The sequence below is a fragment of the Nonomuraea cavernae genome, from assembly GCF_014646355.1.
Classification (GTDB): domain Bacteria; phylum Actinomycetota; class Actinomycetes; order Streptosporangiales; family Streptosporangiaceae; genus Nonomuraea; species Nonomuraea cavernae.
In genome coordinates this window covers 48,483-65,397 of the sequence record NZ_BMNH01000027.1, presented here as the reverse complement: position 1 = coordinate 65,397, position 16,915 = coordinate 48,483, and the positions used below count along the sequence as shown (strand labels likewise).

Sequence of the window (16,915 nt, the reverse complement as noted above, 5' to 3'; positions counted from 1 at the left end):
TGAGGTGGAACGGGTTTCTAACAGGTCGTGCTGTCGGCGGCCCACGCCGGGGCACCTCCGACCCAGGTCTGTGTGACGGGTATCCGGTCCAGCTCGTCGGGCGGGACCTCGAACGGGTCCGCGGCCAGGACGACCAGGTCGGCGAGGTAGCCGGGGGCGAGCCGGCCCTTCCGGTCCTCTTCTCCGGCGGCGGCCGCGGCACCGGTGCCGAACAGGGCGAGCGCCTCGGCCGTGCTGATGCGCTGGTGCCCGCCGAGCACGCGGCCCGCGCGGGTGCGCCGGGTGACGCAGCTCTTCACACCGAACAGCGGCTCGTACGGCCCGCACGGGTAGTCGGATGACCCGGCGACGGTGATGCCGGCGTCCAGCAGGCGACGGTGGGCGAACATCCGCCCGAGACGTTCCTCGCCGTAGGCGTCCACGAGCGCGTCGCCGTGGAACGTCACGTACCCGGCGAACGGGACCGGGATCAGGTTCAGCGCCGCGATCCGCTCCACGATCGCCTCGTCGACGACGGAGCAGTGCTCGATGCGATGGCGGGTCGTGATGTCCGGCCGCCGCCGGCGGGCGTGCTCGATCGCGTCCAGCAGCAGTGCTATGGCGCGGTCGCCGTTGGCGTGCACGGCCAGGCGCAACCCGGCGGAGTGCACGCGCAGCGCGAGGTCCGTCAGCTCCTCCGGGGTCACGACCGGCATGCCGTGGTCGTCCGTGCCGTGGAACGGCTCCGACAGCCAGCAGGTGAGCCCGGCCACCGCGCCGTCGACGAACGCCTTGATCCCGCCCAGGCGCAGCCAGTCGTCCCCGAACCCGTCCTGGATTCCGGCGGCGATCAGGTGGTCCGCGTGCGGGTACGTCACCAGGGCGGTGACCCGCTGCCGGAGCCGGTCGCGGGCTCGGGCGGCCTGCAGCAGCCGCAGCTCGTCCGGGCCGACCATCGCGTCCCCGATCGAGGTGATCCCCGCCGACAGGAACCTGGCCGAAGCGGCGTCCAGCCCGGCGAGCAGCTCGTCCTCGCCGGGCGGCGGCACCACGGGCGGGCGGCGCGCGAGGGACGGGTAGGCCAGGTCGAACAGCGCCTGCTCGTACAGCACCCCGTTCAACCGGCCGGCCCCGTCCCGGCCGAGCGAGCCGCCCGGCGGATCGGGGGAGTCGTCGGTGAGGCCGGCGGCGGCCAGCGCCGCGGAGTTGACCACGCCCCAGTGGGCGCCCACGTGGGCGACGAGGACCGGCCGGTCGGGCACCCAACGGTCCAGATCGTGCCGATCGACGACCCGCCCGCCGGTGGTCCGGACGTGGTCGTACCGGCTGGCGCGCAGCCAGGCACCGGCGGGCAGCGTCGCGGCGGCGGCCCGCAGGCGCTGCGCCAGCCGGTCCTCGGACGCGGTCACGTCCGCGGAGACGTCGGCGCCGACGGAGTCGCGCGCCGCCATCGTCAGGTGCAGGTGCGCGTCGACGAACCCCGGCAGCGCGCATCCGCCGCCCAGGTCGATCTCCGGCGCCGAGGGGAACCGCTCGCGCAGCTCGGCCAGCGGCCCGGCGGCGGCGACGCGGTCACCGGCGACCGCGAGCGCGTCCACCACCTGGGGAGCGCCGGTCGGAGCCATGGTGCGGATCCGTTCGCAGCGCAGCAGCCGCACCGGCATGTCGTTGACGGCCATGCTGCAGTCTTCCCGAACCGACGCGCCGGACGGCAATCGTCGGATCCTCCGGGCGGCCGGGCCGGAACTTGGAGATTGCTACAGTACCGGCGTGTACCTGCACGAACTCGTGGCCACGGAGGGCCTTGGCCTGCGGTTCGCGCTGCGCCCCGGCCGGCCGGTGCCCGTCAGCTGGGTGCACTCCACGGACATGGCCGACCCGAGCGCCTACCTCGGCGGCGGCGAGCTGATCCTGACGATCGGGCTCTGGCGGCAGGCCGAGGGCGACGCCGAGCGCTTCGTCGAGGCGCTCCACCGCGCGGGCGCCGCGGCCCTCGGCTACGGTGTCGAAGCCCCCGGCGCGGACGTCCCCGCCGACGTGCTGGACGCGTGCCGGTCCATCGGCCTCCCGCTGGTCCGGGTGCCGCACGAGGTGCCGTTCATCGAGGTCGCGCGCGCGTTCCACGCCGCCGCGAACGCCGAGCGCCACGACCTGCGCCGGCTGGTGCGGCAGCACGAGGCGCTGGCCGCCGCGGTCGCGAGCGGAGGCATGCCCGAGCTGGTCCGCGTTCTCGCGGCGCAGCTGGCGGGTGACGTCTGGGTGGTGGACGGTCCCGAGGTGGTCTGGGCGAGTCCGGCCGCGCCGCCCGGCGCGGCCGCGGCGACCTGGCGGCGCGGCCACCAGGCCGCCGCCTTCCCCGTCCAGGCCGCCCTCGCCGACTCGACGGCCGTCACCGTCATGCGGGTGGACATGCCAGTGGACGAGGTCACGCCGGCCCGGTGCTTCCTCGGCTACGCGCGGCCGGTCGCCGCCATGACGGCGGCCGAGCGCCGCGTGCTGGACAACGCGCTGCCCCACCTGCGCGGCGAGCTGGTCCGGCTGCGGGAGCGGCGCGGCCACGCCGCGTCACGCCGGCGCGAACGGCTCGCCCTGGCCGAGAGCGGCCGCCCGGCCGGCCCGCCGCTGGCCGGGCCCGCTCCGGCCGTGCTGGTGTTCGCCTACCCCGCCGTGCCCGGACCGGTCGCCGACAGCCTGCTCGACGCCGTGCCCCCGGCGGCCCGGGACGGCGGGGCCGCCGAGGTCGCGGTCATTCCGGACGTACGCGAGAGCGTCGTGATCCTGCGGCCGGGGGCGGCGGTCGGCGACCAGACCGTGGCGTGCCTGCTGAGGCGTGTGGAGGACCAGCTCGACCGGGAGGTCCATGCCGGCTGGACCCTGGCCCGCGACGGGGAGTCCGATCTGCCGCGGGCCGTGACCGCGGCCCGGCACGCCGCCCGGCTCGCCGCCACCGGCGCCGGGCGCGAGCGGGTCGCCAGGTACGAGCGGCTCGGCACCCACGAGGTCCTGCTCGCCCTGGACGAGGAGATCGTCGGCGGGTTCCAGGACCTGGTGCTGGGCCCGCTGGTGGAGTACGACTCCCGGCACGGGTCCCAGCTGGTGGAGACGCTCATGGAGTTCCTCGACCGCAACTGCGCGTACCAGGCGAGCGCCGAGGCTCTCGGGATCCACGTGAACACGTTGCGCTACCGCCTGCTGACGATCGAGCAGGTGACGGGGCGAGACCTGCGCCGGATGGCGGACAAGGTCGACTTCTATCTCGCCCTGAGATCCCGGCGGGCGCCAGAGGACCCCGCGGGCGGCTAGAGCCTCGAAGCGGCTCAAGGGAACTTTGTTGCGCTCAGGTAAAAGGCTCACACGTTCAGCAAGTTTTTGGTTGACCTTTTCCGACATCGCTACCTATGTTGGTACCCAATCTGCAGCACCACTGCAGCCTCTTGCAGTCACGCTCTAGGGCAAACCAGTGCCACCGAGCGGTCCCTGCCCCACATCCGCCGATCGTCGACGTCTGCCGGAGCAGTGTCCGACAGGAGGTACGAAATGTCCCACGAATCTAGTGACGTGATGACGTCGCTGGTCACGACCTTGACGCACGAGGCACGGATCATCCGGCACGCCGGGCTGGCGTACACCAGGGCGCGGCAGGAAGTCGGCCTCGCCACCGTCGAGCGCGCCCTGCGCGGCTACTTCGACTGGCGTGCGGTCGCCGCCGCCGGCCGCGGCGGCCACGGCCTGCCGGGCATCGTAGGCGCCTGGGGGACGGCCGAACTGCTGTCGGTCAATGCCGAGAAGTGGGGTGAGCTGCGCGTCGGCGAGGCCGGGCTTCGACTGGAGCTGCACAGCACGCCGGAGCTTCTGCACTACCGGGCCTCCGGGGTGCCGGCGTTCGCGCTGATCCACTACCGGGCGCTCGTGTCGGCCCTGATGCGCGCCGCGGACCTGCCGGACGACGTGCGGGCCGGGTGGCAGGGCGACTCGCTCGTCCTGGAGGCGGGACAGACGCCGACACCGGGTGAGGAGGCGCGCCCCGGCGTCCCGCTGACCGGCGAGGAAGGTCTGGCCCTGCTCAAGGCGACCTCAGAGAACCGCGGCGCGCTGCTGGTGTACCTCGGTCGCGAGGCCGAGCAGTCCTTCGGCGCCGACGGTGACCTGATGTTCCGCGAGGCCATCCGCGGCTTCGGCGCGGAGCGCGGTGCCGCCATGCGCCTGGACCACCTGAGCAAGGGCCTGACCCTCGACCTGGTGAACATGATGGAGCTGTACGACTCCGGCGGCAACGAGGACGTCTGGCAGTACCGCGACGAGGGCACTCTGACCCCCGTCGAGTGGTCGCAGGACTGCACCTTCTGCCCGTTCGTCCAGCCCTGGCACGACCTCGACGGCCTGCGGTACGGGGAGATCTACGACTACGAGTTCCACGTCTCCCAGTTCAAGGCCTACCGCGAGGACATCGAGGTGAAGTGGGGCGAGTTGATGTCGCGCGGTGACGCGACCTGCGAGTTCCGTTTCTCCATCCCGGGACCCGTCCCCGCCTGAGCGGCGTTCCACCCCCCCACGTCCCAGGAACGTGTGACCACTCGTCCCTGGATCGTTCCATCGCCAAACGAACAGTAGGAAGAATCATGGGTTGGTCGAGAAGGCCCGTCACGGTGGCAGCCGCCACGTCGGTGCTCGCGCTGCTCCTGGCAGCGTGCGGCGGCGGAGACGGTTCAAGTGCCGGTGGCGGCGACAAGCAGCTCACCTTCGTGTCCTGGGGCGGCGGCTACCAGGAGACGCAGGAGAGCCTCATCGTCAAACCGTGGGGTGAGAAGAACGGCGTCCGCACCCTCTCGGACGGCCCGACGGACTACGCCAAACTGAAGGCGCAGGTGGACTCCGGCAACACCCAGTGGGACGTGATCACGCTGGAGCCCTTCTGGGCGATCTCGCAGTGCGGCACCATGCTGGAGAAGATCAAGGACAAGGTCGACACGTCCAAGCTGCCCGCCGAAGCGGTCACCGACTGCGGCATCCCGTTCGACATCCTGTCCTACGTCCTGGTGTACGACTCGTCGAAGTTCGGCGGCAACCCGCCGACCTCGTGGGCGGACTTCTTCGACACGGCGAAGTACCCGGGCAAGCGCGGCGTGTGGAACTACGCCCCGGGCGGCGCGCTGGAAGCCGCGCTGCTCGCCGACGGCGTCGCCCTCGACGACCTCTACCCCCTCGACACGGCCCGGGCGCTGAAGAAGCTCGACGCGATCCGCGGCGACGTCGCCTTCTACGACACCGGCGCGCAGCAGGTGCAGCAGTTGCAGAGCCAGGAGGTCGTGATGTCGATCGCCTGGAGCGGGCGCGCCCTCGACGCCGTCCGCGCGGGCGCCACGTACGAGCCGGTGTGGAAGGACAACCTGATGCTCGTCGACTCCCTCGCGATCGTGAAGGGCTCCAAGAACATCGACCAGGGTGTGAGCCTGATCAACGAGATGACGTCGGCGGCCGGCCAGAAGGCGTTCGTCGAGAAGTACACCTACGGAGTCGTCAACACCGACGCCAAGCCGGAGCTCGACGAGACCGCGCGGAAGTTCTCCCCCACCGAGAACGGCCAGGGTGAGCAGGGCCGCTACATGGACCAGCAGTGGTGGGCGGACAACTTCGACAAGGTGAGCGCCGACTGGACGAAGTGGGCGTCCGGCTGACCAGAGCGTCCACCACCTTCGCGATGAACGCGGGCGCCGTCCAGAGGCGGCACCCGCGTCATCGGCCCATCCGACGTCTCATGGCCGACCGAAGCACGACAGGAGCGGGAACCACGGCATGCTGAAGCTCGCCCAGCAGACGACCCGGCGACTACGGGGGATCCACCTGGCGATCCCCCTGCTCGTCCTGCTCGTCGCATTCTTCGCCATCCCGGTCCTGGAACTGGTGCGGCGCTCGTTTCTCGACCCGGACGGCGCGCTGACCCTGCAGAGCTACGGGGACTTCCTCGGCACGCCCGCCTATCGCACGATCCTGTTCCGCACGTTCTTCGTCGCGGTCGTCTGCACCGTGACCTGCCTGCTGTTCGCCTACCCGTACGCCTACCTGATGACCCTGGCCGGTCCGCGGCTGCGCCGGGCACTGCTCGTGCTGGTGTTGCTGCCGTTCTGGACCAGCCTCATGGTCCGTACGTACGCGTGGCTGGTGCTCCTGCAGGACACCGGACCGATCAAGGCGGTCCTGGCCGCGATCGGGCTCGAACAGGTGCACCTGATCCGCAACACCACGGGCGTGGTCATCGGCATGGCGCAGATCCTGCTGCCCTTCATGGTGCTGCCGCTCTACAACAACCTCCAGAAGATCGAGCGTTCCGACCTGCTGGCCGCCCAGTCGATGGGGGCGACACCGGTCCGGGCCTTCTGGCGGGTGTACTTCCCGCAGAGCCTGCCGGGGCTGTTCGCCGGCAGCGTCCTCGTCTTCATCCTCGCGCTCGGCTTCTACATCACGCCGGTGATCCTCGGCTCACCGCAGAACTCGATGATGTCCCAGTTGATCGTCCGGCAGGTCACCGAGCGGCTCGACTGGGCCAGCGGCGGCGCCATGGCCGTGGTGCTCGCCGTGCTGACCCTCGTCTTCGTCGGCCTCATGAGCCGGGTCGTCAACGTCCAGCAGGCCTTCGGCGGAACGGTGGACAAGAAATGACCAGCACGGAGACCAGGAGCCGGCCGCGCTGGCTCTACCTCATGGCCGCCATCGTGGCCATCTGGATGACGGCGCCGCCGCTCGTCGTCATCCCGATGAGCTTCGCCTCCGAGCGCACGCTGACCTTCCCCCCGTCCGGCTACTCGCTCCGCTGGTACCAGGAGTTCTTCGAGAACCCGGTCTGGATCGACGCGCTCAAGTCCTCGCTCCTGATCGGCGTCCTGGTGATGGTCATCTCCGTGGTGATCGGGACGCTCGGCGCGTTCGCCGTGGTCCGCGGGCGGTTCCGGGGCCGCGGGGTGCTGGAGATGGTGGGGATCGCCCCGCTGGTCGTCCCGATCGTGGTGCTGGGCATCGGGGTCTACGCGATGTTCCTGCGCTGGGGGCTGATCGGCACGGTGCCCGGCTTCGTCGCCGCGCACTGCGTCCTCGCGGTCCCCTACGTGATGATCACGGTGGGCAGCGCGCTGCGAGTGGTGGACGGCCAGTTGGAGCGCGCCGCCCGGGTGCTGGGCGCCCGCCCGCACCGGGTGTTCCTGCGCGTGACGCTGCCGCTGATCGCCCCGGGCATGCTGGCCGGCGGGTTGTTCGCGTTCGTCACCTCGTTCGACGAGGTGGTCGTCTCGCTCTTCATCGTCAGCCCCGGCCTGCGGACGCTCCCGGTCGAGATGTACTCCAGCGTGACGCGGGACATCAACCCCACCATCGCCGCGGCCTCGACCCTGATCCTCCTGGTCAGCACCGTGCTCATTCTCGTCTCGACGAAGTTCCTCTTCTCCGACAGCGCCAACGGAAGGTCAAAGCGATGACCGTTGCAGTGGACACCGACCTCGCCCTGGAGCTGCGCGGCGTCTCCAAGCAGTACCCGGGCACCGACACGGCGGCCGTCAGCGGCGTCGATCTCCAGATCCGCCGCGGCGAGTTCGTGACCTTCCTCGGCCCCAGCGGTTCGGGCAAGACCACGACCCTGAACATGATCGCCGGCTTCATCTCGCCGACGGCGGGCGAGATCGTGCTGCACGGCCGGAACATCGCCGACCTGCCCCCGCATCAGCGCAACCTCGGGATGGTCTTCCAGAACTACGCGCTGTTCCCGCACATGTCCGTCTGGGACAACGTCGCGTTCCCGCTGGTCGAACGGAAGTACCCCAAGGACCAGATCCGCGAGCGGGTGCGCGCCGCCCTGGAGATGGTGAACCTCACCGGTTTCGAGAAGCGCCGTCCGCGGGAGCTGTCCGGCGGCCAGCAGCAGCGCGTCGCCCTGACCCGGGCGCTCGTCTTCGACCCGCCGATCCTGCTGATGGACGAGCCCCTGAGCGCCCTCGACAAGAAGCTGCGCCAGCGGCTGCAGCTGGAGATCAAGCGCGTCCACCGCGAGGTCGGGATCACGTTCCTGTTCGTCACCCATGACCAGGAGGAGGCGATGGCGCTCTCGGACCGCGTGGTCGTCTTCGACCAGGGCCGGATCGAGCAGGTCGGTACGCCCGACGAGCTCTACCGCCGGCCCGCGACGCGGTTCGTCGCGGAGTTCCTCGGCGACAGCAACCTGATCGAGGGCAAGCTCGTCGAGCGGGACGGCGCCACCGCCCTCGCGACCCCGGAGTGCCAGATCCCGCTGCCGGACTGGCCGGGCGGCCGGGAGGCCCCGTCCGGGGACGAGCACTGCGTGATGTTCCGGCCGGAGGACGTCAAGGTCCTTCCCGCCGACGACGAGGGCGCGGCCTGCCGGGGCACCGTCCGCGACGTCGTCTACCTCGGCTCGGAGCAGCGGGTGATCGTCACGACGGAGACCGGCCGTGAGGTGACCGTGCGGACGGGCGGTGAGACGACCGGGATCCCCGGCGTGGGGGGCACGGTCGGCCTGCGGTTCTCTGCGAGCAACGCATGGCTGATCCCGACGGGCGGGTAAGCCTGTTCCGGGCCCGCGCCGTCCTGCCGGAGGCCGGCTGGGCGGGCCGGCCCGCGGACGCGCTCGCCGTGGCGGGCGGCAGGGTCGCGGCGGTCGGCCCGTTCGGCGAGCTGTCCGGCGCGTGGCCGGACGCCGACGTGGTCGACCTGGGCCGCCGCTGGGTCATCCCCGGCCTGGAGGACGCGCACTGCCATCCGACGATCGCCGCCGACGAGCTGTGCCACGTCAGCCTGTCGCCGCCGGACCAGCGCGATCCGCGGCGGGTGGCCGCCGCGGTGGGGCGGGCGGGCCGCAGCAACGGCTGGGTGAAACTCGTGGGCTGGCTGGAGGAGCGGTGCGGCGGCGCCGCCGTGGACCGGCGCCTGCTCGACCGCGTCTGCCCGGCCGACCCGCTGGTGGTGGTGCACGCGAACGGCCACTGGGGGTACGCCAACACGGCCGGCCTGGCCCGCATGGGCTTCGCCGACGACACCGGCGCGGTGATCGCGGCGGCGGTGCCGGCGAACGGCTGGGTGGAGACCGGGTCCGACGGTCTCGCCACCGGCCGCGTCTTCGAGCAGGCGATGTTCGACATCATGGAGCCGGCCCTCGCCCGCCACCCCGGCCGGGTCGCCCTGGCCGGCTTCGAGGACCGCCTCGCGGCGCTGCGGCGGATCCAGCGCGACTACCTGAGCCGCGGCGTCACGGCGCTGACCGAGGCGCTGTGCGGCGAGACCGGATGGGACCTGCTCGAACGGATCCAGGCCGAGGGCGCCTCGCCGCGCTACTCGGCGCTGGCGCCGGTCGGTGATCCCGACCTGGCGCGCCGGCTCGGCGAGCGCGGCGGCCCCCGGCTGCGCCTGATCGGGCTGAAGTCGTTCGTGGACGGCGCGCTCAACGGCGGGACGTGCCTGCTGAGCGAGCCCGTGCCGGACGGAGACCCGCAACAGCTGCGCACCGCCGACGACGTCGCGCGGGAGTTGCGGCTGGCCGCCTCCCTCGGCCTCCTCCTGGCCGTGCACGCCAACGGCGACGCGGCGATCGACGTGCTGTTGCGCGCGTCGGAGCGGACGGGGCTGAGCGGGCGGATCGAGCACGGCAGCGTCGTCCGCGACGACCAGGTGCCCGCGATCCGGCGCCAGGGCTGGGGCGTCGTGCCGTTCGGCTCGTACATCCATGAGCACGGAGAGCGGCTCGCGGACACCTACGGGCGCGCCCGGATGGGGCGGCTCATCCGGCACCGGACCCTCATCGAGGCCGGTGTCCCGGTGGGCGGTTCGTCGGACTACCCGTGCGCGGGCCCCGACCCCTGGCAGGGCATGTGGAGCTGCGTGACGCGACGGTCCCGGGAAGGGGAGATGCTCGGTGAACAGGAGCGGCTCACTCCGGTACAGGCGCTGCGTCTGTACACGAGCGGGTCGGCGTCGGTGCGCCCCGGGCCCGGCCCGGCCGGCGCGCTGCGACCGGGCGCCCCGGCGGACTTCGCGGTGCTCGACGCCGACCCCCGGCGGCCGGAAGGGCTCGAAGCCCGGCTCGGCGCGCCGGTCGCGGCCACGTTCGTGGCCGGCGCACCCGTGTACGCCGGCCGCGACGTCGAGGTCAGCGGGCCGGAGTGGTGTCGCTGACGTGGCCGCCGCCGGCCATCACGGTCAGCAGCTCGTAGGTGACGTGGGCGGCCGCGACGCCGGTCAGCTCCGCGTGGTCGTAGGCCGGCGCCACCTCGACGACGTCCGCGCCCACCACGTTGCGCCCGTCGAGGGCGCGCAGCAGCTCCAGCAGCTCCCGGCTGGTCAGGCCGCCGGCCTCCGGGGTGCCGGTCCCGGGCGCGTGCGCCGGATCGAGCACGTCGATGTCCACCGAGACGTAGACGGGACGGTCGCCGAGCCGTCGCAGCATGACCTCGATCAGCGTGTCGAGCCGCTCGTGGGCGAACTGGCGGCTGGTCAGCTGCTGGAACCCGAGCCGGGCGTCGTCGGTGAGATCCTCCTTGGCGTACACGGACCCTCGGATGCCGACGTGCAGGCAGCCCTCGGGGTCCAGCAGACCCTCCTCGGACGCCCGCCGGAACGGCGTGCCGTGGGTGACCGGCGCGCCGAAGTAGGTGTCCCAGGTGTCCAGGTGCGCGTCGAAGTGCAGCACCGCCAGCTCGCCGTGGTGGCGGTGCAGGTCCCGCAGCAGCGGCAGCGCGACCGTGTGGTCCCCGCCGAGGGTCACCAGGCGCGTGCCCGCACCGGTCAGCGCCCCGGCCTGCTCCTGGATCTGCCCGACGGCCTCCGTGATGTCGAACGGGTTGATGACCATGTCACCGGCGTCGGCGACCTGCACGACCCCGAACGGGGAACGGTCCAACGCCGGGTTGTAGGGCCGCAGCAGCCGGGAGGACTGACGGATGTGGGAGGGGCCGAACCGGGCCCCCGGACGGTAGCTGACGCCGCTGTCGAACGGCGCGCCGATGACGGCGAGGTCGGCCTTGCCGACCTGGTCGGTGCGGGGCAGGCGGGCGAAGGTGGCGGGCCCGGCGTAGCGGGGGACCTCGGTGCCGGACACCGGCCCGACGGGGCGGTTGGTTTCCATTCCGTTCTTTCCGTTCAGGGAGAGCGCTGCTTCCGTTCCCGGCCGCACTGGCTGGGGACATTGCGCTCAGAATACGCGATCTGTAGTATCACTGCATGAGTTTCAGTCAGACTGCAGAAGCGGGTCTCTGTGACTCCGTCCGCAGCGTGCTGCGCCGGGTTCCCGCCACCGTCGTGGTCGTGAGCTCGTTCGTGTCCGGCCGCCCGTGGGGCGTCACCGCGTCAAGCTTCTCGTCGGTGACCCTCGACCCGCCGATCGTGTCGATCTGCCTGTTCTCGCACACGGCGGTCATGCGGGCCGCGCGCCTGCACGGCCGCGTGGGCGTCTCGGTGCTGTCAGCCGACCAGGTCCACATCGCCCGCGCGGCCGCCGCGCCCGGCGCCCCCAAGTTCCTGGAGTCCTTCTCCCCGGAGGCCGAGGGACTGGGGGAGACCGGCATCCCCCATCCGGCGTCGAACCGGCGCTGGGATCCGCACGACGGCGCCGCCGTCCCGCCGGCGCCGTCGGTGCACGGCGCGCTCGCCCACTTCGACTGCGCCGTCTCGCAGGTCGTGACCGTCGGCGACCACGACGTGCTCTTCGCCCGGGTGGAGCGGGTCCGCGAGGGCGACCCCGCCCTCGCGCCGCTCCTCTACTACGACCGTGACTTCTACCGTCTCCCCGACGACCCCATCGAAGGTTGAGGACCATGCTCAAGACCGGTGACGAGTACCGGGCGAGCCTGCGCGACGGCCGCGTCGTGCTGGCCTCCGACGGCTCACGGGTGTCCGACGTCACCACGCACCCGCAGTTCCGGGACGCCGTGGACACCGTCGCCGCCCTCTACGACATGCAGCACCGGCCCGAGACGGCCGAGATCGCCACCTACCAGGACGAGGAGACGGGGAAGCCCGCCAGCCGCGCCTGGCAGGTGCCCCGGACCAAGGACGACCTGGTCGCCCGGCGCGAGCTCGCCCGGCTGTCCACCTACCACACCTTCGGGGTGTTCGGGCGGCCGCCGGACTACGGCTCGTTCAACGCGCTGGGCCTGCTCTCGGTCGCCGACCGCATCGCCCCCAGCAGCGAGGAGTGGGCGCGGAACATCGACACGTTCATCGACTGGGGCCGGGCGAACAACGCGATGAGCGCCGACATCGTCGCCGACGTCCAGTCGGACCGGTCGGTGCCGACCGCGCAGAAGCCCGGCCGGCTCCGCTGCGTCGAGGAGCGCAAGGACGGGCTGGTCCTGTACGGTGCCAAGCCGTGCGCCTCCGGGGCGGTCCACTCCCACGTCGGCACCGTCGTCACCCTGCTGACGCCGGGCGCCGACCCCGACGCCAACCTGTTCTGCTACGTGCCGCTCAACGCGCCGGGCCTCACGATGGTGGCCCGGGAGCCGGTGATCATGCCGGGCACCACCGACGAGCACCCCCTGGACGTGCGCGGCGAGGAGCCCGACTCGCTGCTCGTCTTCGACCGGGTCTTCGTGCCCCGCGAGCACGTGTTCTCCTTCCGCAACGAGCAGATGCTGGGCCTGTACCACGAGCTGGGCGCCCTCGCGCTCTGGCACATCCTGGCCCGGCTGTCCTACAAGTCCGAGATCCTCGCGGGCGCCGCCCAGGCGATCGTCGAGGTGCTGGGCACGGAGAACATCCCGCAGGTGCGCGACGCCGTCTCGGAGATCAGCGCCTACGCCACCGGGCTGCGCGCCCACGTGCTCGCCGCCGAGGACACCGCCGCCTACGCCAACGGCGTCCTCGTCCCGGCCGAGCGGTACGTCACCGCCGGGCGCCTGCACTCCGTCGAGAGCTACCCGCGGATGCTGCAGCTGCTGCGGGAGATCTCCGGCCAGGGCCTGATCAGCCGCTTCTCGGAGCGGCAGTTCGCCGACGGCTCGGTCGGGGAGATGCTCGCGGAGTTCCTCCCCGGCACGGGCGTCAGCGCGGAGGCCAAGAACCGGGTGTTCAACTTCGTCTGGGACCTGACCTGCGGCGCCAACGCCATGCGCGTCGCCCTCTTCGAGAACGTCAACGCCACGCCCCCGGCCGCGATGCGGGCCCGGATCTACGCTTCCCCGTACCGCAGGCCGTGGCGGGACTTCGTGTTCGACCACCTGGGCGTCGACATCAGCGCGGCCCGATGACCGCACCGCCGACGGCGGCGGGCGCGGCCCTCCGGGACGAGCTCGGCACGCTCGTCCTCGACCTGCTGGCCGCGCCCAGCCCCAACCCGCCCGGCGACGTGCGCGACGTCGCCGGGGTCGTGACCGCGTACTGCGACCGCGCCGGCCTGCCGCACCGGCTGGACCGGCCGGCCGCGCGCCGTCGCAACATCGTCGTGGACGTGCTCGGGCCCACCGGCCGGGACGGCCGGCACCTGGTGTGGAACGGGCACCTCGACACGTTCCCCGCCTCCGGCCCGCCGTCCCGCCCCCGGCGGGCCGCGGACCGGGTGCACGGCAGGGGAGCGGTCGACATGAAAGGCGGCGTCGCGGCGTTCCTCGTGGCCGCCCGCCGGCTGCGGGAGAGCGCCGGCGACCTGCCGGGACGGCTTTCCCTGGTCCTCGTGTGCGACGAGGAGACCTTCGGCCCGATGGGCGCGCGCGGCCTGCTCCGGCGCCGGCCCGACCTGCTCGGCGACGCGCTGGTCAGCACCGAGCCGTCGTCTCTCGGCCTGGTACGGGTGGCCGAACGCGGCTACCTCTGGCTCATGGTGCACGTGCCCGGCCAGAGCATGCACGCCGCGTACCCCGGCGCCGGGGAGGGCGCGATCCTGCGCGCCGCCGGATTCGCCCGGCGGGTGGCCGACCTCGTCGCCGACGTCAACCACGGGCTCGCGGCCTCACACCCGCCGCCGACCGCCCGCGACGAGGCGATGGACCGGCTGCTGGGCGACGGCGCCGCCCGCATCGTCCGGGAGGTCTCGCTCAACCTGGGCACCGTCCGCGGCGGCCTGGCGGTCAACATGCGCCCGGCCGACTGCCGGCTCAGCGTCGACCTGCGCGTACCCGAGACGGTCGACCCGCAGGACCTGCTCGGCCGCGTCGAGGAGCTGGCGCGCGAGGCCGGCGGCCGGGTCGAGGTCCTCGGCCGGGGACCCGCCAACTCCACCGGCGAGAACGCGGACATCGTCACGGCCGTGACCGAGGCCGTCACCCGGCGCACCGGCCACCGGCCCGTCCCCTCCACCGGGATCGGCTGCACCGACGCCCGGCTGTGGCGCCACGCGGGCGTACCCGCCTGCGTGATCGGGCCCGACCCGGCCACGATGGGCACCGACGACGAGCACGTCCGGCTCGCCGAGCTGGAAGCACTCGTGGACATCCTGTGCGATTCCGCACGCCAGTACCTGTCTGGAGAGTCATGACCGAGCGGAGCTCGCCCGCGTACCCGCCAGGCCAGCGCAGCGCGCTGTGCCTGACCTTCGACCTGGACGCCCACACCATGTGGACCTCCAAGGACCCGGGGAACGCCGCCCGGCCGGCGGTGCTGTCCTCGGGCGACTACGACCTCGGCCAAGGGCTGGACCTCGTGCTCGGGCTGCTCACCGAGCACGGGATCCGCACCACGTTCTTCGTGCCCTCCGACGTCGCGGTGGACGCGCCCGGGGCGATCGGGAAGATCGTCGCCGAGGGGCACGAGATCGCCATGCACGGCACCGACCACAACCCGCTGCCGGACCGCTCCCGTCCGGCCGAGGCGGCGCTGCTGCGTACCGTGAAGGACACTCTGGAGCAGGTGAGCGGCACGCCCGTGCGCGGCTACCGCGCGCCGCTGTACGACGTCACCGAGCACACCCGCGACATCCTCGCCGAGATCGGCTGCACGTTCTCCTCCAACTTCATGGACGCCGTCCACCCGTACGTCGTGCGCGGCGAGCACGGCCCGATCGCCGAGATACCGACGCACTGGGCTCTCGACGACGGCCCCCACCTGCTGTTCGCCAACAACCCGCCGAACTACCGGCAGTTCCTGGCCAACGACCAGATCGCCCGCATCTGGACCGACGAGCTGCGGGCCATCCACGCCCTCGGCGGCGTGACGACCATGGTGCTCCACCCGCAGCTCGTGGGCCGGCCGTCCCGGGTGGCGCTGCCGGCGCGGCTGATCGAGACCGCGGAGGAGCTCGGCGAGGTGTGGCTCCCCACGATGGGCGAACTGGCCGCCCATCTGCTCGACCAGGAGGTGACCTGATGGACGACGAGACGGTGCTGCTGACCGGCGCCGCGGTGGTGTCGCCGGAGGTGGCGGCCGGGACCGCCGACACGGTGGCCGTCCGCGGCTCGCGCGTCGCGGCGGTCGGCACGCTGGAGGCGGTGCGCGCGGCGCTGACCGGCGCCCGGTACGAGATCGTCGACCTGGGCGGCGGCTGCCTGACCCCGGGCTTCGTCGACCCGCACAACCACCTGCTCGCCACCGGAGAGACCATGTCCGGGGTGGACGCCGGTTACCCGGCGGTCCGTTCCATCGCCGACCTGGCCCGCGCGGTGGGGGAGGCGGCCCTCGCCCAGCCGGCCGGGACGTGGGTGCGCGGCTCGGGCATGGACGTCGCCAAGTATCCGGAGGGCCGCCTGCCCACGGCCGCGGACCTGGACGCGGTCAGCCCGAACCACCCCGTGATCGTCTTCCACAAGTCGGGGCACAGCGCGGTGGTCAACTCGGTGGCCCTCGCGATGGCCGGCGGCGCGACCGGGACCGATCCCAAGGGAGGCTACTTCGACCGCGACGAGACGGGGCGCGCCCGCGGCTACTGCGTCGACGCCGCCCTGGACCTCGTCTTCCCCCGGGCCGTCGACATCGGCTGCCACGGCCCCAACTTCCACTTCGACGCCACTGCCGAGGACCTCGACCACGCGCTGGAGGTGGGCGTCCGCGCCTACCAGGCGGCCGGCATCACGACCGTCTGCGATCCGCAGGTGACCCGGCGCGAGATGAGCACCTACCTGCGCGCGCGGCGCGCCGGCCGGCTCGGGATGCGCGTCGTGGCCATGCCGTTGTCGAGCAACCTCCCGGCGCTGAGCGAGGCGGGGCTGTCCAGCGGGATCGGAGACGACTGGTTCCGGATCGGCGCGATGAAGTTCTACTCCGACGGCGCGCTCACCAGCGGCACCGCCCTGTTCAGCGGCGGCTACTCGAACGACGCGCTGACCCGGGGACAGCTGTTCTGGCAGCCCGGGCAGCTGAGCGAGCTGGTGGCCGACGCGATGGCCCGGGGCTGGCAGGTCGGCATCCACGCCCAGGGCGACCTGGGCATCGAGTACGCCCTGCGGGCCATCGAAGCCGGCCGCGGCACCGGCCGGCACCGCATCGAGCACTGCGGCGGGCCGACCCCGCAACAGCTGGGACGCATCGCCGACCTGGGCGTCATCCCGGTCAACCAGCCGAACTTCCTCACCGAGAGCGGCGACGAGCTGCTGGCCACCCTCGGTGACCGCACGCACCGGCTGCAGCCCCTGCGCTCGGAGCTGGACCGGCGGATCCTGACGGTGCTGTCCAGCGACGCCTTCGTCTCCAACTACCGGCCGATCCGGACCATCGCCTCGGCCATGGGACGACAGACGGAGTCCGGCACCGTGATCGGCGCCGACGAGCGGCTCGGCTTCGACGACGCGCTCCGGATGCACACGCTGCTCCCCGCCGAAGCCCTGGGCCTGGACGGGGTCATCGGTTCGATCACCCCCGGCAAGTACGCCGATCTGGTCCACTTCACCGCGAACCTGAATGACCTGCGCCCGGCCGAGCTCGCGACGACCACGCCGAACGCCACGATGATCGCCGGTCACTGGGTGACGGGCGCGCCCCCGAAGCCCTGACCCACCTCACCGACCACCGAGCGCGG

14 protein-coding genes are annotated in these 16,915 nt (G+C 72.5%); 12 read left to right on the top strand and 2 right to left on the bottom strand.

What is annotated here, in order from left to right:
• Nucleotides 1-17: 17 nt before the first annotated feature.
• A complete protein-coding gene (locus tag IEY82_RS30975; protein WP_189127801.1) occupies nt 18-1,658 on the bottom strand; it encodes an amidohydrolase in 1,641 nt (546 codons plus the stop codon).
• Between the two features lie 91 nt (nt 1,659-1,749).
• Between IEY82_RS30975 and IEY82_RS30970 the strand changes: the two genes are divergently transcribed.
• The 7 genes from IEY82_RS30970 to IEY82_RS30940 all read left to right on the top strand — a co-directional run bounded on the left by IEY82_RS30970 (nt 1,750) and on the right by IEY82_RS30940 (nt 10,149).
• On the top strand, nt 1,750-3,282 hold the full coding sequence (locus IEY82_RS30970; protein WP_189127800.1) for a PucR family transcriptional regulator: 1,533 nt from the start codon (nt 1,750-1,752) through the stop codon (nt 3,280-3,282).
• Between the two features lie 234 nt (nt 3,283-3,516).
• Nucleotides 3,517-4,512 (top strand): L-2-amino-thiazoline-4-carboxylic acid hydrolase, encoded by a 996-nt coding sequence (locus IEY82_RS30965; protein WP_189127799.1) that lies wholly within the window; start codon nt 3,517-3,519, stop codon nt 4,510-4,512.
• A gap of 86 nt (nt 4,513-4,598) precedes the next feature.
• Entirely contained in the window at nt 4,599-5,654 is a 1,056-nt protein-coding gene (locus tag IEY82_RS30960; RefSeq protein WP_189127798.1) for an extracellular solute-binding protein, read from the top strand.
• Nucleotides 5,655-5,772: 118 nt separating this feature from the next.
• Complete coding sequence (locus IEY82_RS30955) at nt 5,773-6,636, top strand: ABC transporter permease (RefSeq protein ID WP_189127797.1); 864 nt, start codon at nt 5,773-5,775, stop codon at nt 6,634-6,636.
• Nucleotides 6,633-7,445, top strand: coding sequence for an ABC transporter permease (locus IEY82_RS30950; protein ID WP_189127796.1), 813 nt, complete (start codon nt 6,633-6,635; stop codon nt 7,443-7,445). Before IEY82_RS30955 ends, IEY82_RS30950 begins: the two co-directional genes overlap by 4 nt.
• A complete protein-coding gene (locus tag IEY82_RS30945) occupies nt 7,442-8,545 on the top strand; it encodes an ABC transporter ATP-binding protein (protein WP_189127795.1) in 1,104 nt (367 codons plus the stop codon). Before IEY82_RS30950 ends, IEY82_RS30945 begins: the two co-directional genes overlap by 4 nt.
• Complete coding sequence (locus IEY82_RS30940; RefSeq protein ID WP_189127794.1) at nt 8,521-10,149, top strand: amidohydrolase; 1,629 nt, start codon at nt 8,521-8,523, stop codon at nt 10,147-10,149. Before IEY82_RS30945 ends, IEY82_RS30940 begins: the two co-directional genes overlap by 25 nt.
• On the opposite strand, the gene speB is transcribed toward IEY82_RS30940, so the two are convergent.
• A complete protein-coding gene (speB, locus tag IEY82_RS30935; RefSeq protein ID WP_189127793.1) occupies nt 10,124-11,098 on the bottom strand; it encodes an agmatinase in 975 nt (324 codons plus the stop codon). The two genes, IEY82_RS30940 and speB, sit on opposite strands and share 26 nt — an antisense overlap.
• A gap of 95 nt (nt 11,099-11,193) precedes the next feature.
• On the opposite strand from speB, the gene IEY82_RS30930 reads away from it, so the two are divergent.
• From IEY82_RS30930 to IEY82_RS30910, 5 genes are read left to right on the top strand one after another with little or no spacing between them, the layout of a single operon-like run.
• Entirely contained in the window at nt 11,194-11,781 is a 588-nt protein-coding gene (locus IEY82_RS30930) for a flavin reductase family protein (protein WP_189127792.1), read from the top strand.
• Nucleotides 11,782-11,786: 5 nt separating this feature from the next.
• On the top strand, nt 11,787-13,220 hold the full coding sequence (locus IEY82_RS30925; protein WP_189127791.1) for a 4-hydroxyphenylacetate 3-hydroxylase N-terminal domain-containing protein: 1,434 nt from the start codon (nt 11,787-11,789) through the stop codon (nt 13,218-13,220).
• Nucleotides 13,217-14,443, top strand: coding sequence for a M20 family metallopeptidase (locus IEY82_RS30920; protein WP_189127790.1), 1,227 nt, complete (start codon nt 13,217-13,219; stop codon nt 14,441-14,443). Before IEY82_RS30925 ends, IEY82_RS30920 begins: the two co-directional genes overlap by 4 nt.
• Nucleotides 14,440-15,270 carry a polysaccharide deacetylase family protein gene (locus IEY82_RS30915; RefSeq protein ID WP_189127789.1) on the top strand — a complete coding sequence of 277 codons (831 nt, stop codon included), beginning with the start codon at nt 14,440-14,442 and terminating at the stop codon, nt 15,268-15,270. The genes IEY82_RS30920 and IEY82_RS30915 overlap by 4 nt, the downstream gene beginning before the upstream one ends.
• On the top strand, nt 15,270-16,889 hold the full coding sequence (locus tag IEY82_RS30910) for an amidohydrolase (RefSeq protein WP_189127788.1): 1,620 nt from the start codon (nt 15,270-15,272) through the stop codon (nt 16,887-16,889). Before IEY82_RS30915 ends, IEY82_RS30910 begins: the two co-directional genes overlap by 1 nt.
• The last annotated feature ends 26 nt before the right edge of the window (nt 16,890-16,915 follow it).